This window comes from Microbacterium sp. GCS4 (assembly GCF_001262495.1).
Lineage (GTDB): Bacteria > Actinomycetota > Actinomycetes > Actinomycetales > Microbacteriaceae > Microbacterium.
The window spans coordinates 103,179-127,260 of sequence record NZ_LGYE01000001.1 but is presented as its reverse complement, the minus strand read 5'-3'; the positions used below and the strand labels follow the sequence as shown (position 1 = coordinate 127,260).

Genomic DNA, 24,082 nt, shown 5'->3' with positions numbered 1-24,082 from the left:
TGCTCGCTGCCCACTATCGCGACGCTCCGACGACGCCGTAACCGTCGACCGCTCACTCGACGAGTTCATCCTCGTCCTCACGGGAGATGGTGATCTCCTCGGCCGCCTCCAGCTCGCGGATGACGCGGACGATCTCTGCACGCGCCTCGTCGACCTGACGCATGCGCACCGGCCCGAGCACCCGGGTCTCCTCGGCGAGGTTCTCCTTGTTGCGCTCGGTCATGTTCGTGCTGACCTTCTCGACGATCTGCTCGTCCGCGCCCTTGAGCGCGAGCGCGAGGATGCGCAGATCGAGGCCTCGCAGCACCCGCTGCGTGTCGCGGTCCTCGAGACGAGCGATGTCGGCGAACGTCACCATGCGACTGCGGATGTCCTCCGCGAGCGCGAGGTCCCGCCCCTCCAGGCTCGCGAGGAGCGACTTCTCGAGCGCGGTGTCCGAGCGGTTGATGATCTCGACAAGTGGCTGCACGCCGCCGATCGCCTCGTGGTTGTCGCGCATCGCGAAGACCCCGGTCCGCGACCGCAGCGAGTCCGCGACGATCGAGATCGCCTCCTGGGTCGCTGTGCCCATGGTCGCGATCGCCTGGGCGACGTCGGTGCGGAGAGGATCCTGCAGGGCGGCGAGCACCGCGGCGGCCCGATCGGCCCGGAGATTGGCGAGCACGACGGCGACGGTCGTGGGAAGCTCCCCCTCGATCACGGTCGCGAGCTGCGCGGGGTCGGCCGCGTTGAGGAAGTCGAACGACACGGTGCCCTGGGACATCACCCGGCCGACCATGCCCACGGCCTTCTCGCGCCCGAAGGCCGTCTCCAGCAGCCCCGTCGCGAGCTCCTGACCGCCGCGCGACGGCACGGAGCCGCCGGTCGCGATGCGTCGGAACTCCGCGAGCGCACGGGCCGTCGACGCGACATCGACACCGCCGAGCTGGGTGAGCTCGGCCGCGAGCATCTCCGAACGCTCTTCGCCGAGGTGCCGCAGTACCTCCGCGCTCGCGGCCCTGTCCATGTTCATCAGCACGATCGCGGCCTTGCGCAGCCCCGTCATCTCCGCCGCGGGCGCGGTCGCCGTCTCCGCGGTCGACACCTCGACCGTGTCGGCCTGCGCGTCGAGGATCTCAGTCAGCCCGCTCATACCCTCGCCTCGTCCATCAGATCGGCCAGGGCTCCGGCGGTCGCCTGCGGCTCGCGCTTCGCGAGGTCGTCGATCTCACGGCGACGTCGCTCCACGAGCACCTTGTCGGGCTCCGGCTCGTCATCGACGTCGACGGCCGCCGAGGGCAGCAGCCTGGTCGGGCCGGGCAGCGGGATCGCGTCGGGGTCCTTGAGGTCGCGCAGCGAGCGCAGCTTCTGCTCCTCGTCCTCCGTCACCGTGGCGAAGTACTCGATCGGCCCGTCGTCGGTGTACATCACGCGGCGCTTCATGCGGCGCCGTACCGCGAGGAACACCACGAGGATGACGACCGCCAGCAGGATCGACCCGCCGATGATCGCTGAGCGGATCAGCTCCTGCTGCATCTCCGCCGCACGCTCGGCCTCGGCCGCCTGCAGGGCGGTCTGCGCCGCCGTCGCTCCGGAGGTCGCGAAGTCGACGAACTCGACGGCGATCTCGTCGCCGCGGTCGACATCGATGCCGGCGGCGGAGGCCACGAGAGCCTCGATCTGGTTCGCCGTCACACCCGTGACCTCTCCGCGGTTCACGGCGATGCTCACGGTCTGGCGCGTGACCTCTCCCGCCGGGGTGATCGTCTTCTCGGTCGTCTTGTTGACGGCGTTGCTGCGCGAGGTCTCCTCGAACTCGTACTCGCCGTCGCCGGTGGTCCCGTTCGGCACTGCGATGTTGTCGGGACCCAGGACACCGGCGTTCCCACCGGGTCCGCCGCCCGTGTAGGTCTCGGTCTTCGTCTGCTCCGAGGGGCTGAGCGCATCGTCCGGCGCGGTGTAGGTCTCGTCGAGACGCTCGGACGTCGAGTTCGCGACATCCGCGGAGACCGTCACCGTCGCGTTGCCCGGGCCGACGATCGTGTCGAGCATGCTGCTCACGGATGCCGCGACCTTGGCCTCGTGCTCGGTGGCCTGCTTCGACGAGTTGCCGCTGATCCCCGCGCCCACGGCCGAGAGCACGTGGCCGTTCTGATCGGTGACGGCGACGTCCTCCGGCGTCATCCCGGGCACCGCCGCGCTCGTGAGGTGCACGATCGCCTCGATCTTCTCGTCGCTCAGGGTCGATCCGTTGCGCGTCTTCACGAACACCGAGGCGGTCGGGCTCTGCTTCTCCGAGACGAACACGCTCTCCTCGGGGATCGCGAGCTGGACCGAGGCCGTGGAGATGCCGTCCATCGCGCCGATCGTACCCGCGAGCTCGCCCTCGATCGCGCGCTTGTACGTCACGGACTGCTGGAACTCGCTCGCCGTCACGCCCATCTTGTCGAGCAGCGTGTAGCCCTCGCTCGTGTCGCCGGGAAGGCCCGCGGATGCCGCGGCGAGACGCTGCGCGTACACCTGATCGTCCGGCACGAGGATGGTCGCACCGCCCTCGGTGAGCTCGTAGCCGACCCCCGCCGACTTGAGCTGCTCGACGACGGCCGAGGCATCTCCAGCGCTGAGGCCCGTGAACAGCGGGCTCATCTGCGGACGTGTGAGCCACGCGCCCAGCGCGACTGCTCCCATCACGAGCAGGGCGACGCCGATCACGGCGATCGTGCGCTGTGCGACGGTGAAGCCCGACACGACCTGCTTGGCGCGGCCGTAGTAGGTGGTGAGCACGGTGGGCATGATCAGGCCTGCATCCTCATGATGTCGTTGAACGCCGCGACGCTGCGGTCACGCACCGCCACGACCAGGTCGAGAGTCACCGAGGCGCGCGCCGAGGCGATCATCGCCTGGTGGATGTCCTGCAGGTCGCCCGTCACGGCCTGAACCGCGAGTTCGTTCGAGGTGGACTGCAACTGCTGGAGGTTCTCGACTGCGCCCGTGAGCGAGGTCGCGAACGAGCCGGAGGACGCCGGAGTCGCGGCATCCGCTCCCCCCGTCTCGAAGCTCAACGCCGGCAGCGGGCTGACGCCCACGGCCGACACGGGACCGATCGGCATGCTCATCAGCTGCGTCCGATCTGCAGTGCGGCCTCGTAGGTCGTCTTGGCACGGTCGACCACGGCGGCGTTCGCCTCGTAGCCGCGCTGCGCGATGATGAGCATGCTCATCTGGTCGCCGAGGTCGACGTTCGGATACTGCACGTAGCCGTCCTCGTTCGCGTAGGGGTGCTCGGGGTCGTAGACGAGCTTGGGCGTCGCCTCGGACTCCACGACGCCCGCGACGTACACCCCGGGGCTCTGCGTGCCGGCCTGCACCGTGACGAGCTTCTCGCGGAAGGCCTCCTGACCGGGAGGCGTGGCCGTGTTGACGTTGGCGATGTTGTCGCTCAGCGCATCCAGCCACTTGCGGTGCGCGGTGAGCCCGGTGCCGGCGATGCCGATCGCGTCGAAGGTCATGCCGAGGCCTGGCCGATCGCCTTCGAGATCGAAGCGGCCTGACCGCCGATCGCCTGGCTCGCGAACTGGAAACGCAGCACGGTGTCGATGTTCGAGAGGGTCTCGGTGTCGAGGTTGACGTTGTTGCCGTTCAGCCGCGTGGGTTCGAGCGAGCGCTGGACGGTCGGCGAGACGGTGCCGGACCCGTCGGCCACGGCGGCGCGCAGCTCGTCCTCGAAGCGGACCCGCTTCGCATGGTAGTCGGGCGTGTTGACGTTCGCGATGTTCTCGGCGATCGATCGCTGGCGCAGCGCCAGACCGTCGAGAGCGCTGATGAGCGCGGAGGAGGTGACGGATTCGAGCACGGGGGCACTCCGGGACGTGGTGGGAGAGGCCGATCCCTGGCCAATCGTCGAGCAATCCGTGCTCGATGCCCACTATCGCGACAGCCCGACCGCCGCGTAACCGATTCAGCCCTGGACGTCCAGATAGGCTGGTGCGTCGGATGCCGATGTCGGCACGCGCCGCAGCGCCGCGAGCTCGCGTGCGACGTGCGCTCGCGACATCGCGAGGCTGTCGAGCATCATCTTCTGTCGCGCGAGAATCACCTCCGCGCGCTCTCGGAGGTGCTCCGGCACCGGTCCGGCCGGCGTCTCGAAGCGCTCGTCGAGCTGCTCGTCGGCGGCGTCGAGCGCCCGCTCGAACCGGTCGAGCACCGCGAGCCACTCGCCGAGGTTCTCACTCACGGTCGTTCAGGCGATCGCCGAGACCGCGACCGCGGGCGTCGTGGCGACGGAAGCCGCGGCCTGATGCCAGGCATCGCGGAGCGGAGCGACGATCTCACGGCATTCCGCCGTCACGTCACGGTCGTGCGAGAGGTTGGCGGTGATGAGCTGCGACGTCAGGTAGGTGTACACGGCACGGAGCTGCTCGGCACCGTCCCAGGCGTCGGTCAGGGTCGCGCTGAGCTCCGCGACGATCCACTGCGCGTGCGTGAGGTGCGTGCCTGCTGCGGGCCAGTCGGCGGCCTCCTGAGCGACGGCGGCGCGGTCGATGTCGACCAGCAGCCGGTCGTAGAGGAGGACGAGCAGGCGCTCGGGCGAGGCCGATGCGACCTGCTGCTCGAGGTACTGCTGCTTGGCGCGAGCGAGGGATGCGGTCGTGGACATGCGTGGGATCTCCGAGGGTCAGGAGGCGGCGATCAGGAGGATTTGGGGGTGAGGCCGGCCAGCTGCGACTCCAGCCACGAGGACTGCGACTGCATCTTGGAGAGCTGCACCTCGAGCTGCGCGTAGGTGCGCTCGAGCGTCGCACGGCGCTGCTCGAGGCGGATGTCCCAGCGCTCGACCTGCGTCTTGAGCGTCTTGACCTCGGTCTCCTGCCCGGTGATCCGCTGCGTGAGCAGCCCATCGTACTTGTCCGAGTACTGGTCGGTGACGCCCTCGAGGCGGGTGCCGACGGCTGAGAACACCTTCTGCGTGGCCTGCGGGTCGTCGGCCAGGGCCTTGGCGAACTTGTCGGCGTCGAAGGCGAGCACGCCCTTGTCGTCGATCGAGATGCCGATGGTGGACGGCGAGACGCCGTCGACGGGATGCTGCACGGCGTTGGCGAGTGCGGTGCGCAGGGTCCGCACGGCGCTGTCGCCCGTGAACACGCCGAGCGTCGTGGTCTCCCCGACCTTGCCGACCGTGGCCTTGGAGCCGTTGTCGATGCGGGTGAGGAGCGTCGCGACCTCCTTGATGAAGGCGGCGGCTGTGGTGGACTGCGCCTTCGCGTCGAGCGCGACGTTCACCGTCACGGGGTCGACGCTGACCTGGGACACGGTGACGGAGATGTCCTCGCCGACCGCGATCGTGTTGCTCGCGCTCGTGAGGGTCTGCTCGGCGGAGGTGCCGGCGAACAGGCGGATGCGGGCGTCGCTGCCCTGGCTGATGATCGCCGCCCCGGTCTGGGTCGACAGGTCCGTCGACACTCCGGCATCCACGTCCGCGGCCGTGCCGCGGTGCAGCGTGAAGCGGGCATCCTCACCCGTCTCGGTCGAGGTGAGCTGGATGCGCGACAGGGGCTTGCCGTCGCCGTCGACGCCGGCCGGGACGACGGTCGCGGACACGCCTGCGTTGGAGGCGTTGATCGCCTTGGCGAGTTCCTGGGGGCCGGTGCCGACCGGCGTGATCTCGGTCTGCTGCCCGTCCGCGGCGACCAGGGTGAAGGGTCCGCCCCAGGCCGTAGCCCCGCCGGTGGCGGTGACGATCGAGTGGGAGCGGGCGACCGCGTCGACCACGACGCCGGTCGAGAACGCGCTGGCCTTCGGGCCTGCGGTGACCGTCACGCTCTCCGCGGAGGAGGTCGCGGTGAACGCCGCGAGCGAGGATGCGCCGCCCGCGGTCTTCGCCTTCTCCATGAGGTCCTGCAGCGACTTGTTGAGCGACTGCAGGTTCGTGATGATCGAGTTGCGGTCGGTGATCTTCGCGGTGATCTGCGTCTTCGGGATCGCCGAGACGTTCATGAGGGCGTCGATGAGCTCTGCGGTCTTGAGACCGGAGACCAGGCCGTCCAGCTTCATCCTCGTGCGCCTTCCGTGCGTGCGGGTGCGGGTTCCTCTGGGAAGGCGCCCGAGCGGAGGGAAGTCCGCCCGGGCGCCAGTGCTCTGTCCGTGCGGGCGCCAGAAGCGCCGCGACTCAGCGGAGCAGCTGCAGAACGCCCTGGCCCGACTGGTTCGCCTGCGCGAGCATGGCGGTGCCGGCCTGCTGCAGGATGTTCGAGGCGGTGTACTTGACCATCTCGGCGGCCATATCGGTGTCCGCGATGCGGCTCTTCGCGGCGGAGAGGTTCTCCGCCGAGACCTGCAGCGAGTTGATCGTCGACTCGAAGCGGTTCTGCACGGCACCGAAGCCGGCGCGAGCCGTCGAGACGTTGGTGATCTGCGTGTCGATCGCGGCGATCGTGGTGAGCGAGTTCGCCGCGGTGTCGACGGTGAGGGCCTTGACGGCGGCACCCAGACCCGAGAAGTCGGTGAGGGTGACGTCGATCTGGTCCTCGGCGGCCGTGGAGCCCGCGCCCACCTGGAACGTCAGCGTGTTACCGCTGTTCAGCAGCTTGATGCCGTTGAAGTTCGTGCTGGCGGCCACGCGGGTGAGCTCGTCGCCGAGGGCGTCGATCTCCGTCTTGATGGCCGTGCGGGAGTCGGCGTTGTTCGAGTCGCTACCGGCCTGCACCGCGAGGTCGCGGACGCGCTGCAGGATGGAGTGGACCTCGGTCAGGGCGCCTTCCGCGGTCTGGATGACCGAGATGCCGTCCTGGGCGTTGCGGGCAGCGACATTCAGGCCGTTGACCTGCGAGCGCAGGCCCTCGGAGATGGCGAGGCCTGCGGCGTCGTCAGCAGCACGGTTGATGCGCAGACCGCTCGAGAGCTTCTCGAGCGACTTCGACACGTCGTTCTGGTTGACCGACAGGTTGCGGTAGGCGTTGAGGGCGCCGACGTTGGTTGCGATCTGAAGACCCATGTTGTTCCTCCGTGGTTATGGGATCGAATGCGGGTCCGTCCGTGGACCCGCACACCCCACATTCGCGACATGCTCGGTTCGCGTAACCACTGGTGCTGACGAGTTTCGCGGAACGTCAGCCCGCGGCGAGGAGAAGGGGCGCTCGGACGTCGTCCGTCTCGCGCACGGCACCGAACAGCGCCTCGAAGAAGTCCGCCTTCGCCTTCGTCGAGCGATCGCCGGTCGTCCCGCTCTCCCAGGCCTCCATGGCCTCGCGCATGAGGGCGAGGCCGCGCGTACGCAGCTTCGACACGTAGGCGTGGCTGACCGCGAGCTCCTCGGCGATGTCCTTGACCATGCGGTCGTCCATGTAGATCCCGCGGATCACCTGCCGCATCGCGGCGGGAAGCGCATCCACGACCCTCGCGAGCATGTCGCGCATCTCGTTCTGCTCGACGGCGTGCTCGGGCAGGATCAGCGAGTCCGTGAGGTCGGCCGCCTGGCGTCCGGTCTCGGCGTCGAAGTGCTCCTCGAAACTGGTGGCTCCGCGGACCATCTCGTCGAGCTGCATCATCTCGACGACGGCCTCGACATCCAGGCCCGACTCCCGCGCGACCTCGGCGACGGATGCGGCGCGTCCGGTGCGGGCGAGCACGACCTCACGCGCGGCGCGCACGCGTTCGATCTTGTCCCGTCCCCGCTCTCCGGCGGGGTCGGCGCGGCGCATCTCCGACAGCATGGCCCAGTTGATCTGACTGCTGGCGAAGGCGCCGAACGGGATGCCGCGGGACGCGTCGTAGGTCATGGCTGCGCGGGCGAGCCCCAGGCGGGCGGCGGAGAGGAGGTCGTCGAGATCGACGTGCGCCGCCGTCCTCGCCTTCTCGACGGCCAGGAACGTCGCCAGCGGCATGTTGTCGCGCGCGAGCTGTTCGGCGGACGTCGGCGGTTCGGGGAAGGAGGAGGAATCAGCAGAAAGTGCAGAATGACTCAGCAATGTGACTCCGTAGCTCTATCAACTGGTTTATCAGTGAAAATAGCACGAAGATCACGTAATCAAAGAAAAAGTTTGCACGCCAGACAATCCGCTCCGCGAGCGGGATCGCGCGGGAACCGGAGTCAGGCGCGCGAGTCGCGCAGCTCGCCGCCCGCGAGCACGAGTGAGAGCCCCCGGCGGCCGCGGGTGAAGGGCACCGAGATCACGGCGATCGCCACCACGAGAGCGCTGACGATCCCGATGACGCCCGCGACGGTCTGGGTCGAGTCCGCGACGGGTTCCGGCAGCTGTCCGAGGACGGTCGCCACGGTGTAGGGCACGCCGACGACGGCAGCTCTGGCGAGCCGTCGTCCGAGCGCCCGGCCGCCGTCCGGCCACTCCGGGGCGAGCCACACGAGGCGCTGTCCGATCGAGGCCCCCGTCGACACGACCGCCGGGATGACGACGACGAGGAGCAGGGCGCCGACGCCGATCGCCACGACCTCAACAAGATTCTCCGGCACGCCGGGACCCGAACCTCCCGAGACGATCAGCTTCGGCACGAGCAGGACCAGCGAGGCGACAGTGACGGCGATCTGCACCGCGATCGCGTCGAGGATCATCCCGAACCAGCGCCGCCACACCGTGACCGGGCGCGGCGTGCCGCGCTCCGCCCGCAGCTTCTTCGCACTCGGCATCCATGCCAGGACGACCGGGGCGATCAGCACGCCGATCGCGGCGCCCGCAGTGTTCGCGATCAGGTCGTCGACGTCGGCGACGCGGTAGGCGCATTCGAAGAGGCCCCAGACCCCCGTGAGCTGCGTCGCCTCGATCAGAAGCGACAGCAGCGCGCCGAGCAGGATCGACAGGACGGGGCCGCGATTCCAATACCGGCGCGCGATGATCCCGAACGGCACGAAGAGCGCGACGTTGAGCACGACCTGCAGCGTCGCGCGGCTCGTGAGAGTGCGCAGCAGTGACAGTCCCTCGGTCTCTCGCAGGATGTCGCCGATCGAGTGACCCGGCACGAGCTCGAGTCCGCCGCCGCCGGCGCCGCAATTGGCGCGCAGCTCGGGTATCGGCAGCAGCGTATAGGCCACGAGCGCGACCGCGTACACGCTGACCGCCGCCGCACCCAGCAGACGGCGGAACGACAGCGCACCGTAGCGACGCGTCTGCACCAGCAGCATGGGGACCAGGACCGCCGAGAACAGCAGCGCGCCGCCAATCAGCCCGAACCACGCCTGCCACGTCCACCCCGCCACCCCATAATCCTATGAGAGACGAGCGGAAACGAGTTTTCGACGGGGTTCGAAATAGCGAGAAAGACCAGGTCGGACCGCTTTTCCTCGCGGTCACAATAGACGCTCGCCTGGCCGGAGTCAATGCCCCGGACGAATTTCGCCGACTATCGAATTAACCCAATCCGAACGCGGGCACGCATCCGAACCCCCTGCATGACGCTCTCCCCCTCCGCGCCATTCGCTTCGCTGTCCCGCATCGCCTCGGCGATGCGGGCGGCCGTGCCCCAGCTCGCCACCTTCGGCGGCGTGGGACTGATCGCCTTCGTCGTCGACGTCGGCGGATACAACCTGCTCCGCGCCACCGTGATGCCCGATCAGGTCATCTGGGCGAAGGTCGTGTCGGTCGTCGCGGCGACCGGCGTCGCCTGGCTCGGGCATCGATACGTGACGTTCCGTTCGACGCGTCGTCCCACGGTCGCGAAGGAGCTGCTCCTGTTCCTCCTGGCGAACGGCGGCGGACTGCTCATCGCCTCCGCATGCCTCTTCGTGTCCCACTACGTGCTCGGCTTCACCTCCGCGCTCGCCGACAACATCGCGGGCAACCTCGTCGGGCTCGTGCTCGGCACCCTCTTCCGGTACTTCACCTACCGGTTCCTCGTCTTCCGGACTCCGCAGGAGGCAACATCGTGATCCTCTCCCTTCTCGCCGGCCGCCCCTTCGAGACCGACCCGGCTCCCGGCCCCCTTCTCACTCCCGCCCCCGACCAGGCACCGGCACCCGCGCCCGGCGTCCCGAACCGCGAGGTGCTCGACCCGGACCTCGTCGACCAGGCGCAGAACGCCGCAGGCGTCGACTGGGCGTCGATCGTCGGATACGCCGGGCTGGTCGCCGTCGCGCTCGCGCTCACACTGATCGCCATCACGACCCTGTGGTGGATGCTCTACGCCTGGCGCTCGAAGAGCACCTACGACAGCACGGCGTTCTCGGTCGAGCCGCAGGCTCCTCGACACACCTTCACGCTCCTCGTCCCCGGCCGGCACGAGGAGGAGGTGATGGGCCAGACTCTCGACGCCCTCGCAGCGCAGACGCATCCCTACGTGCAGATCATCGCGATCGTCGGAGACGACGACCCGGGCACGACCGCCGTGGTCCGTGCTGCCGCCGCTCGGCACCCCGACCGAATCGAGGTCGTCGTCGACGACAGCGTGCCCAAGAACAAGCCCAAGGCGCTCAACCGCGCGCTCCCCCTCGCCGCAGGCGACATCGTCGGCGTCTTCGATGCCGAGGACGAGGTGCACCCCGAACTCCTCCGCCACATCGACTCACGGTTCACCGAATCCGGTGCGACGGTCGTGCAGGGCGGAGTGCAGCTCATGAACTTCCGCACGACCTGGTGGTCTCTGCGCAACGTCCTCGAGTACTACTTCTGGTTCCGCTCCCGCCTGCACTTCCACGCCGGCGCCAAGTTCATCCCGCTCGGCGGCAACACGGTGTTCGTGAAGCGCGACGCGCTGGTGCGCAACGACGGCTGGGACGCCGAATGCCTCGCCGAGGACTGCGAGCTCGGTGTGCGGCTGTCGAGCCAGGGCGAGAAGGTCGTCGTCGCCTACAGCCCGGAGTTCGTCACCAAGGAGGAGACCCCCGGCACGCTGAAGTCCTTCTACAAGCAGCGCACCCGCTGGAACCAGGGATTCCTGCAGGTGCTGCGCAAGGGCGAGTGGCGCTCGCTGCCCACCCGCGGCCAGAGGCTCTTCGCCCGATACATGCTCGCGATGCCGTTCCTGCAGGCGGCGACGGGTCTGCTGATCCCCCTGTCGATCTTCCTGATCCTCGTGGTCAAGGTGCCAACGGCGGTCGCGCTCCTGACGTTCATCCCGCTCGCCCCGACGCTCGTGACCGTCGCGGTGGAGATCGCCGGGATCGGAGAGTTCGGGCGGCTGTACGGGCAGAAGGTGCGCGTGATCGACTACGTGCGGCTCGTGCTCGGCACGATCCCCTTCCAGGTGCTCCTCGCCGGGGCGGCGATCCGTGCGGTGTTCCGCGAGCTCCGCGGTGAGCGCGGATGGGAGAAGACCGAGCACACCGGCGCCCATCGCGAGGAGGCCGCGCCGACGGCTGCGGCACGCGTCCTCGAGGAGGTGGCGGCATGACCACGATGCTGGATCGCCCGCTCCCGGTCGAGTCCGGGGGTTCCACGAACGCGCCGACGCCTTCCGGTCCGTCCCTGAGCGACCGCGCCCGCCGCGCCGGCAGCTGGCTTCGTGACCGCAGCCATGCGCTGGTGTGGCTCATCCCCGTGCTCGCGGTGAGCGCGATCGTGAACTTCCTCAACGTCGGCGGCGCTCCGCAGCGGATCGACGACGAGGGGACCTACACCGCGCAGGCCTGGGCCGTGACCCACCTCGGCGAGCTCGCGCACTACACGTACTGGTACGACCATCCCCCGCTGGGCTGGCTGCAGATCGCCGGATACACGCAGCTGACCGGCGCCTTCGAGCGCTGGGACATCGCTGTCCTGGCCGGGCGCGAGGCCGTGCTCGTCGCCTCGTTGATCTCGGTCGTCCTCGTGTGGATGCTGACGCGGCGGCTCGGGATGACCCGCCCGGCGTCTGCGATCGCCGCGCTGATCTTCGCGATCTCGCCGCTCGCGGTGCAGTTCCACCGCACCGTGTACCTCGACAACGTCGCGATGCCGTGGCTGCTGCTCGCGTTCGTTCTCGCGATGAACCGCCGCGGCCAGCTCGCCGCATTCGCGGGCTCTGCCCTCGCGTTCGGCATCGCCGTGCTGACGAAGGAGACCTTCCTGCTCGCGCTGCCCTTCCTCATCTGGGTGATGCTGCGCTCCGCCCGCCGGGAGACGCGTCGCTACACGCTCTCGGTCGCATCCAGCATCCTCGTACTGATCGGAGGCAGCTACCTGCTCCTCGCCGCCGTCAAGGGCGAGCTGTTCAGCGGCGCCGGCCGGGTGAGCCTCATGGACGGCATCACTTTCCAACTCGGCTCCAGAGAGGGCAGCGGCTCGATCTTCGATCCGGACTCGCTCATCAACCGGACCCTCGGGATGTGGTGGCAGCTCGACCCGGTGTTCATCGTGCTGAGCCTGCTCGCCGCGATTGCCGCGGTGTTCATGCCGCGGTTCCGCCCCCACGCGGTGCTGCTGCTGACCCTGACCGCGTTCATGTTCCGTCCGGGCGGCTATCTTCCGGTGCCGTACGTGATCATGCTGATCCCCTTCGGGGCCGTCCTCGTCGCAGGCGTCGCGGATGCCGCGATCGCCCGGATCCGCCGGAAGGGCTCATCGCGCCGCGGACTCGCCTTCGCGGCGGTCGGCGTGACCGCGATCGGCGCGGTCGTCGCGGTCCCGCTGTGGACCACGCAGCTGCGCGGCTTCGTGCTCGCCGATCTCGACCAGCCGCTGCGCGACGCGCAGGAGTGGCTCATCGAGAATGCCGGCACCGACCAGCGTGTGATCGTCGATGACGCCATGTGGGTCGACCTCGTGAAGGCGGGCTGGGACCGCGACAACGTGATCTGGTATTACAAGCTCGACACCGATCCCGCCGTGCAGGCGCAGTCGCCGAACGGCTGGCGCGACGCCGACTACGTCGTCACGACCGACTCCATGCGCACGTTCCCCGGCGCGTTCCCGCAGGTGCAGGAGGCGATCGACAACTCGGTCGTCGTCGCGACCTTCGGGTCGGGGACGCAGGCGGTCGACGTGCGTCGTGTCACCATCGACGGTGCCGAGCAGGCGGAGATCACGGCCGAGGATGCGGCGGAGAACCGTGCGGCGCTCGGCACCGAGCTCGCGTCGAATCCCGAGGTGGAGCTCTCGGACGCCGACCGGGACCGCTTGATCGCGGGGCAGGTCGATGCCCGCATCATCGCCGTTCTCGCCACTCTGGCCGGTTCGGGATCCGTGACCGTCTCCGGCTTCCCGATCGTCGACGGCGAGGACGGTCAGACGTTCCGCCAGCTCGCCCTGTCGGAGATCGACGGCGCGCCGACCGTCGTGGACGGTGCACCGAGCGCCGCAGCGCAGTCGTTCGTCGATGCGCTCACCGGCGCCTACGCGCCATCCGACGTGGCGGTCGACGGCGACGATCTCGTCCTCCGCTTCCCGATCTCCCTGAGGGCCACCCTGCCCTGAACCCGCATGAACCCCACTGAAAGGAGCACATCATGAACACCTCACGATTCCCGCACCTGAAGGCGACACTCTCGACCGGCGCCGTCGCGTTGCTCGTCTCCGTCGCGGCCCCGCTGTCCGCGTCGGCTGCGGACTCGGCCCCCGCCGCGAACCCGGCACCCGCCGCCGTGGGCGCCGACGCCGGCTGGCTGCGCCTCGGCCACCTCTCCCCCGACACCAAGTCCGTGGACGTGCGTGTCGCAGCCGTGAGCGGCGGCTCCACCCTGTTCGAGCTGGACGGCGTCAGCTACGGTGACGTCTCCACGTACCAGGAGCTCCCCGCCGGCACCTACACCGTCAGCATGGTGCCCGCCGGAGCGTCCGACTCCAGCGCGCCGGTGATCTCAGAGACCGTCACGGTCGACTCCGGTACGGCGACAACCGTCGCCGCGTACGGCCCGACGAAGGACCTGCAGGTGCGCGCCTTCGACGACGACCTTACGGAGCCCGCGGCCGGTTCCGCCCGCATCCGTCTGATCCAGGCGTCGACGCTCACCCCGGAGGTGGACGTCACGACCGCGCAGGGCGATGCGATCGCCCGCGACGCGAAGGCCGGGTCCGCCACGGGCTACGCCGAGATCCCCGCAGGAGACTGGTCCCTCGATCTGACCGGCGAGGGCGTATCCGACACGGCCGACGTCTCGGTCGCGGCCGGCAGCGTCACGACGCTGTTCGTGCTCGACACCTCGAGCGGCGGACTGACGATCCTGCCGATCCTCGACAGCGCATCCGTGGGAGACGTTCCCGACGGCGGCGTCGACACCGGCGGAGGCTTCCTCGCCTCCGCCTCCGCGGGCGGCGATGCGGATGACGCCGCGCCTACGGGGCCGGCGAAGCGCCTGGGAGGGATCCTCTGATGCGTCGCGCCGCACTCATCGGGATCGCTGCGGGCGCCGCGGTCGTCACAGCCGGCGCCGCGGTGCTCGCCGTGGGCCTGACGTCGTCCGACCACGGCCCGCCCGAGTCGGGTGCGCAGCCGTCATCCACGCCGCTCCCGGTCGGAGGGGCCGATGCTCCCGACCTCGACGCCGCCGCATTGGCATCCGACTTCCTCGACGACTGGGTCGAGGACGGACGGGTCGTCCGGCACGACCAGGGCGGGGACACCGTGAGCGAAGGACAGGCGTACGGCCTGTTCGCGGCGCTCATCGCCGACGACGAGCAGAGCTTCGACGAGATCTGGACCTGGACCCAGGAGGAGCTCGTGCGCCCGGACGGCCTGATGGCCTGGCGGTGGGACGACGGCGCGGTCGTCGACGACGAACCGGCGTCCGACGCCGATCTCGACGCGGCCAGGGCCCTCGTCCTCGCGGGCGACCGGTTCGGCCGCGACGACCTGCGAGCCGACGGCGTCGAGCTCGCGACCGTGATCGCGGATCGCATGACGACCGTCACCGCGCAGGGGCGCATCCTGCTGCCCGGCCTGTGGGCGGCGGACCGCGAACCGTACGCATACAACCCCAGCTACGCATCCCCCGTCGCCTACGAGGTGCTCGGCGCCGCGACGGGCGACCCACGCTGGGCCGAGCTCCAGCAGGGCAGCGGCGCCGTCACCGCCGACATCCTCGAGGCGACCGACCTCCCGCCGGACTGGGCGCAGATCCACGTCGACGGGCTCATCGAGCCGATGCCCGGTCCGCTCGGAGGGGGCGATCCGGTGCAGTACGCGTTCGACGCGCCGCGTCTGATGCTGCGCTACGCGGAGTCCTGCACGCCGACGGACGTCGCGCTGGCGGCGATGCCGCTGCAGACGCTCGAGCGCGAGGACGAGCTCCCGGCCCGTCTCGACCTCGGTGGTGGCCCGCTCGTGCAGGAACAATCCGCCTTCGGCTACACCGCTCGGGCGGCGGCGGCTCACGCGGCAGGCGACGGCCTCGCCGCGACGGTCGATCTCGAACGAGCAGCCCGGCTCACGGTCGACTATCCGACGTACTACGGCTCGGCCTGGCTCGTGCTCGCCACGGCCATGCTCACCGACGACTCCCTCGGTGGGTGCGGGGCGAGCGCATCATGACCATGCGGATCGGCGGCGGCGGCGTGCGCGCGCTAGGAGCGGCGGGGGCCCTGGTTCTCGCACTGTTCCTGGCGGCGTGCGGCGCCGCCGCCGGTCCCGCCGCCGACGCCTCATCGTCGGCACGACCGGACGGCTTCTCCGCCGAAGGTCTGCAGGATCCCTCCGTCCCGGCCGAGACCGCGGGCGACGCCGTGCCGACGCACGTGCGGATCCCGGCGATCGGCGTCGACTCGGCCCTCGAGGACCTCGCGCTCGATCCCACCGGGCGTCTCGGCGCTCCCGTCGACTACGACCTGGCGGGCTGGTACGCGGACGGAGTGGTGCCCGGGGCCGTCGGTCCCGCGATCATCGCCGGTCACGTGGACTCCCCCAGCGCGCCGGCCGTCTTCGCGCAGATCGGCGCGCTGACGGCGGGAGACGAGATCGTCGTCACCCTCTCCGACGGCTCCGACCTCACCTTCGCGGTGAGCGGATCGATCCAGTCGGCCAAGGCCGAGTTCCCCACCGACTCCGTGTACAGCAACGTCCCGACCCCCGAGCTCCGTCTCATCACCTGCGGCGGCGTGTTCGACGCCTCCACCGGCCACTATCTCGACAACCTCATCGTCTTCGCGGAACTCCGCGCCTGACCCGAAAGGCCCAGCCATGAACGAGACGCTCGTCATCATCCCCACCTTCAACGAGATCGAGAACCTCGAGTCGATCGTGGGGCGCGTGCTGGCGTCCGTCGACGCCGACATCCTCGTCGTGGACGATGCCTCGCCGGACGGCACGGGCGAGCTCGCCGACGACCTCGCCGCCCGGCATCCCGAGGTGCATGTGCTGCACCGCGAGGTGAAGGACGGGTTGGGCGGGGCGTACCTCGCGGGCTTCGCCTGGGGTCTGGAGCACGACTACTGGGCGCTCGTCGAGATGGATGCCGACGGCTCGCATCGCCCCGAGGAGCTGCCGCGGCTCGTGGAACAGCTCATCGACCACGATCTGGTGCTCGGATCGCGCTGGGTTCCCGGGGGGAAGGTCGTCAACTGGCCCCGCCGTCGGGAACTCCTCAGCCGCGGCGGCAACCTGTACGCGCGGCTCGCGCTGGGCATCGACGTGCGCGACTCGACCGGCGGCTATCGCGTGTTCAGCGCCGCGGCGCTGCGCCGCATCGACCTCCTGCACGTGGCCTCGCAGGGCTACTGCTTCCAGGTCGACCTGCTGTGGCGTGCGCTCGAGCGCGGCCTGCGCGTGGTCGAGGTCCCCATCACGTTCGTCGAGCGCGAGCACGGCGAGTCCAAGATGAGCGGGTCGATCGTGGCCGAGTCGCTCTCGCTCGTCACCTGGTGGGGCTTGCGGCGCCGACTGGCCGCCATCGCGCTGTTCCTGCGCCACGGTCGGCGTCTGCGCTCGGTCCGTGCGCTCTCGCACCGGATGCTGCCGCCGGTGCGCCCCTGATCCGCACGACTGCGGGATCCGCACGACTACGGTGGGCCCTGCCGGGATCGAACCGACGACATCCACGGTGGAGTCCGGACGGTTCGCCACCATCACTGACATCCGCGACCGGATCGCATCATGAGCGACCTGCTCGACTTGCTCGGCGGCGAGTGGAGCGGTGAGCCCAACTGGACGCCGATCTACCTGCCGTCCGGCGGCGGCACGTTGAGCACGATGGACGAGCACAAGGCGTATCTCGCGGCCGCGCGCTGCCGAGACTGCGGGGGCAAGGTCAATCACGACCGCGGCGGCGCTGGCCGCGAAGGCGCGTGGTTCCTCTGCCACGAATGCGGCGCGATCGAGGACCTTCCGCGGTGGGGACGCACTCACGACTTCGAGACGGGCCACTCTCTCGACGTTCTGATCGAGCGTCAGCGAGCACGCCGCCGGAGGTTCGCTACACGGTAGATGCCGACCGTCCGCGTGAACGACGCGCCCAGTGAGTCCCCCGGATTCCTGGGCGCGTCGGTCGTCGCGGCCTATTCGCGTGCATCCATACGGTCGAGACACATGCTCGAACAGGCATTCAACGGAGGGGACACACCATGCACGACCACGACCGCGACGCTCTCGCGATGTTCATCGACTACCAGCGCGCGCAGAACCTCGCCGCGACCACGATCACTAACCGGCGAAGCATCCTGACCACGTTCGCCCGGTGGGCGGGCACGCTCGTCGACTGCGACCCGTTCACGCTCCGCCGCTACATCGGACGTGACGCCCCGATCACCGCCGGCACGCGACGCACCGAGCGCGGCGCGCTGACCGCGTTCTACACGTTCCTGCACGACGAGGGACTCCGCGCCGACAACCCGGCGCTGAAGCTCCCCGTGATCCGCGTGCCGAAGGGCAAGCCGCGCCCGTTCACCGCCGAGCAGATCGACGCCCTGCTCACCACCGGCGCGTACACCCGGACTCGAGCGATGATCCTCCTCGGCTACTACCAAGGCTTCCGGGCCTCGTCGATCGCGCCCGTGCACGGGGACGACATCGACCGCCTGACCGGGCGCATCCGGTCGGTCGTGAAGGGCCGGAAGGAGGTGTGGTTTCCGCTGCACCCGGTGATCGCGGAACTCGCCGACACGATGCCCGACCACGACTACTGGTTTCCGGCCCGTGGCGGCCGCGAAGGGCACATCCTAGCGGCCTCCGTGACGAACATCATCACGAGGGCGAAGAAGCGCGCCGGGATCGCGGAGCGGAAGCTCACGCCGCACTCGCTCCGCCACGCCTTCGCGACCGATCTCGTCGAGGAGGGCGTCGACATCCGCGTCGTGCAGGAGCTGCTCGCGCACGAGCACCTCTCGACGACCCAGATCTACACCCAGGTCAGCGAGCGGCGGAAGGATGAGGGCATTCGCACGCTCGCGGGCCGCGAGGTGCTCGCGACATCCGGCAGAGGTTCCGTTAAGATCGCGGCATGATCATCGACCTGACGGCCTTCATCCTCGTGACCGCGATCACAACGCTCGTCGGTCTCGGACTGCTCTACTTCGTCGTGAAGAGCGCTATCAAGAACGCTCTCCACGAGGATCGTCTCTTCCAGGCGAAGATCGCGAAGATGAAGGCCGACAAGCGCTAGCTGAGATCTTTTCGCAGCCTGTCACTCACGTCAATCGGTCCGGTCTCTGCGGACTCCACGAGCGCCTGGGGGGCGTGCTTCGCGAGCTGTGAGCGCAGCTCGGCGATCTCGTCGTCCTTGCGGGAGAGGGTGCCGTTCGTGTTGGTCTTGATCGTCTCGATCTCCTTGTTTTGCTGTCCCTGCATGTAGGCGAGTCCGCCGAAGCCGCCGAGCAGAGCGAGGAGTTGGAACAGGAAGTTGACGAGCGTGGCCGTGGCGTCCGGGCGGGTGAGCTGGAGCACGAATACGCCGATCGTGCCGAGCGTCGCGATCACGGCGATGATGATGAAGATCAGGGTCTTGTTCATGGTGTGCTCCTAGTTGGTCTGGCGGTAGCGGTTGGTGACGGCGGGCGATTGGAGGCCCTGGAGCTCGCGCATCTTGAGCCCGTCGCGGTAGAACTTGTACTCGTCGAAGTCGATGTTGCGCATGGTGCCGGCGGCGGGATCGCAGATCCACCTGTACACGCCGCCTGTGGCGTCCTTCCCGTTGATCGGGGTCTCGCAGATGAAGATCATGTCGTCGTCCTCTTCTTTCTGTTGGGGTGGGACGGGTCGTGCTCCGCCTCCTGCGGCTGTGCCGCCGATGCGGGCGGTCAGGAATGGCACCGGGTCGATCTGGTCGGTGTTCATGGTGTGGAAGGTGCCGGGGGTGATCTCGAAGTGCAGGTGTGTGTCGGTCGCGGTGCCGGTCTTTCCCATGACGCCGAGGATGCGGCCCTCGTCGAGCGTCTCTCCGAAGTGCACGGCGGGCTTGTTCTTCATGTGCCCGGACTTGGAGAAGAAGCCGTCGTGCTGGACCCACACGGAGTAGCCGAGAGCGGGCCAGGCGTTGATCGCGACGACGCGTCCGGGCTCGACGGCGTGGATCAGGTCGAACGTGTGTGAGAAGTCCGTGCCGCGGTGGTAGGTCGACGCGCCAGGGATCGGCGCGCGGCGTGGGCCGAAGCCGCTGGAGACGTACGGCTTGATGGGTGTGCCGTTCGGCCAGAGAGTCATCGTCCCTCCACCGCTTCGAGGCGCTGCGAGATGAGGTCGACGGCGGTGTGGAGTTCCTCGATCTCGGCGCGCTGCGCTTCGACTGTCTGATGGAGCTGCGCGACGCGGGCGTTGAGGATGCCGATGAAGTCGACGGACTCCGCCTGTCCCTGGTCGTTGTAGACGACGAATGGCTCTGTGGCGGGGTTCTCGGCGAGGCGTTCGGCGATGTCGCCGTACTTCCACGTGCCGTCGCCGGTGCGCATCTGGAAGCGCCACAGACCGGGGAACAGGTCGCCGAGCGAGGCGGGGTCGATCTTGGAGATGTACTTCTTGTAGCGCTCGGACGACGCACCCTTGGACACACGCCCGTCACCGTTGATATAGGCGATCGTGTAGCCACTGACGGCGGGTGCAGCGAAAGGGAGCACGAGGTTCCCGTTGACGACGAGCCCGCCCGTGATCGTTCCGCCGGCGGCATCTAGCTTCGCGCCCACATCGACGGTGTTGGCGATGTCGCCGACGTTGGAAGCGTCGATGATCATTCGTAGGCGTCCACCGATCCACTGCAACTGCACGGCGTTGGTCGCCGATGATAGGTTCACGACGCGCGTCTTGAGCGCGTCGGCGTCCTCCTGCTTCGAGTTCACGTCGAGATTCGTTCGAGCGCCCGCGGCGGTGCTCGCGCCGGTGCCGCCCTTCGCCACGGGGGTCACGGTGCTCGTGCGCTGCGCGATGTAGTCGCGGGTCTGGTTAATGTACTCGTCGATGTCGCTCGCGTATCCGCCGCCGGGGACGAGATCCATGCCGGCGGCGACGGCGTCAGCGCCGGGGGTGGGGACGATGGGCATGGTTCCTCCTAGAGCGAGTTGATGGTGCCGGGCAGGGCGTTAATGGTTCCCGGCAGGAGCGCGATCGCGCCCTCGGGGAGATCGACGGTGCGGGTGGTGAGGGTCATCTCGTCCCGGTCGAGGTCATACTCGAGCGCTTGGATCGAGCCCGCGAGGGTCGGAGCGCCCTCGACGCGGGCGATGACGATCTGCTCGGCCTGGGATCGCCAGTCAGCGACGCTGGTGACGGTGAGGGTGCGCCCTCGGCCCTGAGCGCGTCGCACGGCGTAGGCGCTGAATCCCGGTCCTGGGTACGGGGTGTCGGTGCGTTCGAACCGTCGAACCTGCTTGGGCGGGTCAGTGAGGGCGAACGATTCCACTTCGCGCTGCTCGTTGCCGTCAGCGTCCTTCCACGTGTAGACGGTCACCGCCGCGTCGAAGGTCTCCTCGGAGGCGCGGTCGAGGGTGTCTGATGCGGAGATGATGTTCACGCCCTGGAGGACGCTGAGGCTCCCGCCGGCCTCGTAGTGCTCGTCACGGAGCGTCCAGCGTCGCAGCTCGTCGCACACGAGCCGGTATCCGAACGACTGGACGATCGGTCGGAGGAAGTCGAGCGCGGAGCGGCCCGCCTGCCAGCGCAGGAGGTCGGGCGACCTGCTGATCAGCACGATGCGACTCGAGGTGCTCTGAGACGCGGTGCCCGTCCATGCGAAGCCGTAGAGGTCGGTGTCGGGCTTGTCTCCGTCGAACCACTCGAAGAGAGTGTCGGCGTCGTCCACGGGAGACGCGGAGAACCTGTGTGCTGCGGCATCGAAGGTTGCGCCTGCCGGCCACGAGCCCGCGGTGCGGTAGCAGTAGGTGCCGGCGCGCACGGCGTTCGCCGGCGCGGTAGCCGTCAGCTCGACGCGGGTCCAGACGTTCGCGACGAGATTGACGGCGGGGCCGATCGTCGCAGCGATGAAGCCGCTCGAGGCGTTCACCCATTCGATGTTCAGCGAGACCGTGGCGGCGACGGACGCGCGCACCCACAGCGTGGCGCGGTATCGCTGCCCTCCGACGACGGTGACGGCGGTGACGCCCGCTGTCTCGCCTCCCTGGTTGAACACGCCGCCGGCGTTGCCGCCTACCGCTGCGCGCACGTAGAACGGTGAACCCTCCGGGCCACCGGCGACGCGCGTGAGGGCACCGCCCGAACCGATCCATCCTGCGGTGTTGGTGCGGAAACCGCTGTTGGGTGACAGGTTGGTCGCGGGGAGCAGCACGCGCACGTCTTCGTCATGGGGTGGGGAGGCCTCCAGCGACGCGCCGAGCACCTTGCCGAGAACGTAGTTGATGACCGCTCGCAGGCTCCGCTGATGCGGGAGCGCGCCGAGATCGTCCTGGAGCGGCGCATAGTCGCCGAGTAGGGCCTCGTCGCTCGCGAGCATCAACTCGACCGTGGCGTTGTCCTGCGAGACGGTGCGGGATCTCAGCGACAGGTCGAACGTGCGCGACTGGTCCGGGGCGTTCGAGAACTGCGCCGCGACCTCGATGAGCACGCGCTGTGCGATACGCGGGTCGAGCAGCTCGAGCAGCTCAGCATCCGGGATCGCGATCTCCAGACGGCCCTCCACGTGCGGCGCGCGCGCCACGTCGAAACCGATCGAGCCACCGCGCGCGCGAAGCGGCTGATCATCGACGGATGCCGCGTAGGTGTGCTCGGAGAACGTCGTCACGGCACGACCTCTTCGAAGTCGACGCGCACGAGCCACACGTCGCGTGTCTCGTCGTCGAGCTCTACCTCGATCGAACCGCCCTCGGGAACGATGAACGTCATGCCGATCGACACATCGGTGTCGTTGAGGGTGAGAGGCTGAGGAACGGAGAACACCGCCTCTGCGGCGTGCGCGTCAGCCTCGACCGCGAACACGCACGTGAGCTGCCCTGAACGGAGAGACGCGGGCCGATACGACACGTCGGGGTCGGGTCGACCGATGATCCGATGCACGATCGTCCTGGCTGCGCGCGACGCGCGGTATCCATCCACGATCGTCGGAGTGATGACGCCCGCGCTGTGGGTGATGGTGGTCATTACTGCCACGTCCCGTCGGTGACGATCTTGCCCTTGATCTTGATCTCGCGGCCTCCGTTGCGCACAAAGAAGCCGTCGAGGTCTCGTTGCGCTGCGGCGACATCGGACTTGATCCGGGCGGTGATTTCCTTGTCGGAGGGCATCGCGTAGACCTTCCGCTCGATCAGGTCGAGGTCGATGGTCGCCTGACCTGTCTCCGCGTCGATGTAGATCGTCGTGCCGCCGGGCAGAGTGGTCACCTTGTCTCCGAACTCATCGACCACTGTGCTCGCGCCTTCGGTGTTCTCCGCGGTGTTGACGAGCGACTGTGAGAGCGCGTCGGCCTGCTCCGCGCCTCGCTTCATCTCGCTAGTGAGCTCATCGAATGCGCGCTGCCCGTTCGCCGTGCGGGTCGAGAGATCCGTCATCGACTCGCCTGTCCAGTCGTACTGAAGGCCGACTTCGCGCATCTCGTCGTTGATCTTCTCCGCAGACGTGGCGAGGCTGTCATTCACCGCGTTCAGCGCCCACGACTCCCCCGCCATGGCGTTGATCGCCGTGGACACGTCCACGCCCCAGTTCTTGGCGTTCTCCGCGGCCTTCGCGTACTTGTCCGCGTCGGTCGCGATATCCATCACCTTCGCGGTGGTGATCGCGGTGGTGAGCACCTTGCCGCCGGCGTCCACGTACGCCTGCGCCCACTCCGCGGCACGCTGCTTCGATTCCTCCGACGCCTCGCCGATCTGAGTGAAACCGGAGATCGCGAGACCAATACCGGCTGCGGCGGCGATGCCGGCCACTGCGCCGGCGGGACCGAACCCGCCGAAGGCGTTTGCGGCGAGTTCCTGGAAAACGTCACCGATCGACTCGGCGCTGCCGTCGAACGATGCCGCTGCCTCGCGGGCGGTCTGGTTCGCTTCGTCCTTGAACTCCTCCGCACCTTGCTTGGCTCGGCTGAATCCGTCGTCGATGTCGTCGCCGGTGTTCTTGCCCTGGCGCCCTGCCTTGTTCAGCTCGTCACGCAGCTTGCGGATCTCGTCGGCGGCGTCGTCTGTGCGTCGCTGCGCGTCGCGCATCCCGCGCTCGAGGTCGTCCGTGGCGGACTTGCTGTCGTCACCGAGCTGCTCAAGCTGCTCGGACACGTCCTCGAGGGGCTCGAGCACGCCGCGGTTGATAGCGGACATCGCGGAGCGCGTGTCTGCGGCGATCGCGAGATCGATACCTTTCGCCATTAGCTGCTCTTCCCTTCGAGGGCTTCGTGGATCGCGCGGACGAACGTCTGCACGTACATCGCGAGGATGCGGGGGATGACGGATGCCGCGGACGGGTAGACGACGTACCCGCGCCGGTTCGGTGCTTTGAACGGGCGGTTCGGGTCTCGTTTGCGAGAGAACTCGTTACCGCGCCGTGACCTCACGGTCTCGGTCGATCCGGGACGCGGGTTCGCGCCGAACTCGACCGGCCCGAAGCTCTCTGACGGTTTGAGACCGCCGACGAGGCTTCGGGACAGGGACGCGGACGTGAGCCGCACGTTCTGGTCGGAGACGCGCACTCGCCCGGAGTCGGCGAGCACGGCCCGCTCGAGCTTCGTGCTCGCGTGCTGCGCGAGAGTCTGCTTCCACGCCTGCTCCGCGATCTGCTTGAGGTTGCGGCGTAGCTGCTTTTTGGTTTCCCGGTCGAGGTTCCGGAGCCCGCGGAGCACGGTGAGCAGCTCACTGCTGCTGTACGCGCTGACGCGGAGCACCGGAACCCCTGCG

The 24,082-nt window shown here is 68.7% G+C and carries 28 protein-coding genes; 10 read left to right on the top strand and 18 right to left on the bottom strand.

Annotated elements, in window-relative coordinates; genetic code table 11:
• Positions 1-52: 52 nt before the first annotated feature.
• From fliG to AKH00_RS00615, 11 genes are all read right to left on the bottom strand, one after another.
• The gene (fliG, locus tag AKH00_RS00665) at positions 53-1,132 is read right to left on the bottom strand and encodes a flagellar motor switch protein FliG (RefSeq protein WP_235556641.1); all 1,080 of its coding nucleotides are present in this window, start codon (positions 1,130-1,132) and stop codon (positions 53-55) included.
• Positions 1,129-2,772, bottom strand: coding sequence for a flagellar basal-body MS-ring/collar protein FliF (gene fliF / locus AKH00_RS00660; protein ID WP_050720810.1), 1,644 nt, complete (start codon positions 2,770-2,772; stop codon positions 1,129-1,131). Before fliF ends, fliG begins: the two co-directional genes overlap by 4 nt.
• 2 nt (positions 2,773-2,774) lie before the next feature.
• Positions 2,775-3,095, bottom strand: a complete 321-nt coding sequence (gene fliE / locus AKH00_RS00655) for a flagellar hook-basal body complex protein FliE (protein ID WP_050720809.1) — start codon at positions 3,093-3,095, stop codon at positions 2,775-2,777.
• Positions 3,095-3,487 (bottom strand): flagellar basal body rod protein FlgC, encoded by a 393-nt coding sequence (flgC, locus tag AKH00_RS00650; protein WP_050720808.1) that lies wholly within the window; start codon positions 3,485-3,487, stop codon positions 3,095-3,097. The genes fliE and flgC overlap by 1 nt, the downstream gene beginning before the upstream one ends.
• On the bottom strand, positions 3,484-3,831 hold the full coding sequence (locus AKH00_RS00645) for a flagellar basal body rod protein FlgB (RefSeq protein WP_050720807.1): 348 nt from the start codon (positions 3,829-3,831) through the stop codon (positions 3,484-3,486). The genes flgC and AKH00_RS00645 overlap by 4 nt, the downstream gene beginning before the upstream one ends.
• 105 nt (positions 3,832-3,936) lie before the next feature.
• Positions 3,937-4,212, bottom strand: a complete 276-nt coding sequence (locus tag AKH00_RS00640) for a hypothetical protein (RefSeq protein WP_050720806.1) — start codon at positions 4,210-4,212, stop codon at positions 3,937-3,939.
• Positions 4,213-4,218: 6 nt separating this feature from the next.
• Positions 4,219-4,635, bottom strand: coding sequence for a flagellar export chaperone FliS (fliS, locus tag AKH00_RS00635; RefSeq protein ID WP_050720805.1), 417 nt, complete (start codon positions 4,633-4,635; stop codon positions 4,219-4,221).
• A gap of 32 nt (positions 4,636-4,667) precedes the next feature.
• A complete protein-coding gene (fliD, locus tag AKH00_RS00630) occupies positions 4,668-6,029 on the bottom strand; it encodes a flagellar filament capping protein FliD (RefSeq protein WP_050720804.1) in 1,362 nt (453 codons plus the stop codon).
• Positions 6,030-6,144: 115 nt separating this feature from the next.
• Positions 6,145-6,969: a flagellin N-terminal helical domain-containing protein gene (locus AKH00_RS00625; protein ID WP_050720803.1), complete on the bottom strand. Its 825-nt coding sequence runs from the start codon at positions 6,967-6,969 to the stop codon at positions 6,145-6,147.
• A gap of 115 nt (positions 6,970-7,084) precedes the next feature.
• A complete protein-coding gene (locus AKH00_RS00620; RefSeq protein WP_268768097.1) occupies positions 7,085-7,942 on the bottom strand; it encodes a sigma-70 family RNA polymerase sigma factor in 858 nt (285 codons plus the stop codon).
• A 122-nt stretch (positions 7,943-8,064) separates the two neighbouring features.
• Positions 8,065-9,186, bottom strand: coding sequence for a VanZ family protein (locus AKH00_RS00615; protein WP_050720801.1), 1,122 nt, complete (start codon positions 9,184-9,186; stop codon positions 8,065-8,067).
• 192 nt (positions 9,187-9,378) lie between these two features.
• Between AKH00_RS00615 and AKH00_RS00610 the strand changes: the two genes are divergently transcribed.
• The 10 genes from AKH00_RS00610 (at position 9,379) to AKH00_RS17925 (ending at position 18,429) form a co-directional block, all read left to right on the top strand.
• Positions 9,379-9,855: a GtrA family protein gene (locus tag AKH00_RS00610; protein WP_082297330.1), complete on the top strand. Its 477-nt coding sequence runs from the start codon at positions 9,379-9,381 to the stop codon at positions 9,853-9,855.
• A complete protein-coding gene (locus tag AKH00_RS00605; RefSeq protein WP_235556640.1) occupies positions 9,852-11,315 on the top strand; it encodes a glycosyltransferase in 1,464 nt (487 codons plus the stop codon). Before AKH00_RS00610 ends, AKH00_RS00605 begins: the two co-directional genes overlap by 4 nt.
• Positions 11,312-13,315 carry an ArnT family glycosyltransferase gene (locus AKH00_RS00600; protein WP_050720800.1) on the top strand — a complete coding sequence of 668 codons (2,004 nt, stop codon included), beginning with the start codon at positions 11,312-11,314 and terminating at the stop codon, positions 13,313-13,315. Before AKH00_RS00605 ends, AKH00_RS00600 begins: the two co-directional genes overlap by 4 nt.
• Positions 13,316-13,347: 32 nt before the next feature.
• Positions 13,348-14,211: a DUF4397 domain-containing protein gene (locus tag AKH00_RS00595; protein WP_050720799.1), complete on the top strand. Its 864-nt coding sequence runs from the start codon at positions 13,348-13,350 to the stop codon at positions 14,209-14,211.
• A complete protein-coding gene (locus AKH00_RS00590) occupies positions 14,211-15,368 on the top strand; it encodes a glycosyl hydrolase family 8 (RefSeq protein WP_050720798.1) in 1,158 nt (385 codons plus the stop codon). The genes AKH00_RS00595 and AKH00_RS00590 overlap by 1 nt, the downstream gene beginning before the upstream one ends.
• Positions 15,365-15,997, top strand: coding sequence for a class F sortase (locus AKH00_RS00585; RefSeq protein WP_152926078.1), 633 nt, complete (start codon positions 15,365-15,367; stop codon positions 15,995-15,997). Before AKH00_RS00590 ends, AKH00_RS00585 begins: the two co-directional genes overlap by 4 nt.
• Before the next feature lie 16 nt (positions 15,998-16,013).
• Entirely contained in the window at positions 16,014-16,805 is a 792-nt protein-coding gene (locus AKH00_RS00580; RefSeq protein ID WP_050720796.1) for a polyprenol monophosphomannose synthase, read from the top strand.
• 120 nt (positions 16,806-16,925) lie between these two features.
• Positions 16,926-17,255 (top strand): hypothetical protein, encoded by a 330-nt coding sequence (locus tag AKH00_RS00575; RefSeq protein WP_050720795.1) that lies wholly within the window; start codon positions 16,926-16,928, stop codon positions 17,253-17,255.
• A 137-nt stretch (positions 17,256-17,392) separates the two neighbouring features.
• Positions 17,393-18,271, top strand: a complete 879-nt coding sequence (locus AKH00_RS00570; RefSeq protein ID WP_050720794.1) for a tyrosine-type recombinase/integrase — start codon at positions 17,393-17,395, stop codon at positions 18,269-18,271.
• Positions 18,268-18,429 carry a hypothetical protein gene (locus AKH00_RS17925; protein WP_161804367.1) on the top strand — a complete coding sequence of 54 codons (162 nt, stop codon included), beginning with the start codon at positions 18,268-18,270 and terminating at the stop codon, positions 18,427-18,429. The genes AKH00_RS00570 and AKH00_RS17925 overlap by 4 nt, the downstream gene beginning before the upstream one ends.
• Here the strand turns inward: AKH00_RS17925 and AKH00_RS00565 are convergent.
• Genes AKH00_RS00565 through AKH00_RS00535 form a run of 7 tightly spaced genes read right to left on the bottom strand, consistent with a single transcriptional unit; the run spans position 18,426 to position 24,069 of the window.
• The gene (locus tag AKH00_RS00565; protein ID WP_050720793.1) at positions 18,426-18,776 is read right to left on the bottom strand and encodes a hypothetical protein; all 351 of its coding nucleotides are present in this window, start codon (positions 18,774-18,776) and stop codon (positions 18,426-18,428) included. The two genes, AKH00_RS17925 and AKH00_RS00565, sit on opposite strands and share 4 nt — an antisense overlap.
• Before the next feature lie 9 nt (positions 18,777-18,785).
• Positions 18,786-19,466: a M23 family metallopeptidase gene (locus tag AKH00_RS00560; RefSeq protein ID WP_050720792.1), complete on the bottom strand. Its 681-nt coding sequence runs from the start codon at positions 19,464-19,466 to the stop codon at positions 18,786-18,788.
• Positions 19,463-20,296, bottom strand: coding sequence for a hypothetical protein (locus AKH00_RS00555; protein WP_050720791.1), 834 nt, complete (start codon positions 20,294-20,296; stop codon positions 19,463-19,465). The genes AKH00_RS00560 and AKH00_RS00555 overlap by 4 nt, the downstream gene beginning before the upstream one ends.
• Before the next feature lie 8 nt (positions 20,297-20,304).
• Positions 20,305-21,990, bottom strand: a complete 1,686-nt coding sequence (locus AKH00_RS00550) for a hypothetical protein (RefSeq protein ID WP_050720790.1) — start codon at positions 21,988-21,990, stop codon at positions 20,305-20,307.
• Complete coding sequence (locus AKH00_RS00545; RefSeq protein ID WP_050720789.1) at positions 21,987-22,346, bottom strand: hypothetical protein; 360 nt, start codon at positions 22,344-22,346, stop codon at positions 21,987-21,989. Before AKH00_RS00545 ends, AKH00_RS00550 begins: the two co-directional genes overlap by 4 nt.
• The gene (locus AKH00_RS00540; RefSeq protein ID WP_050720788.1) at positions 22,346-23,557 is read right to left on the bottom strand and encodes a hypothetical protein; all 1,212 of its coding nucleotides are present in this window, start codon (positions 23,555-23,557) and stop codon (positions 22,346-22,348) included. The genes AKH00_RS00545 and AKH00_RS00540 overlap by 1 nt, the downstream gene beginning before the upstream one ends.
• Positions 23,557-24,069 carry a hypothetical protein gene (locus AKH00_RS00535; protein ID WP_050720787.1) on the bottom strand — a complete coding sequence of 171 codons (513 nt, stop codon included), beginning with the start codon at positions 24,067-24,069 and terminating at the stop codon, positions 23,557-23,559. Before AKH00_RS00535 ends, AKH00_RS00540 begins: the two co-directional genes overlap by 1 nt.
• Between the last annotated feature and the right edge of the window lie 13 nt (positions 24,070-24,082).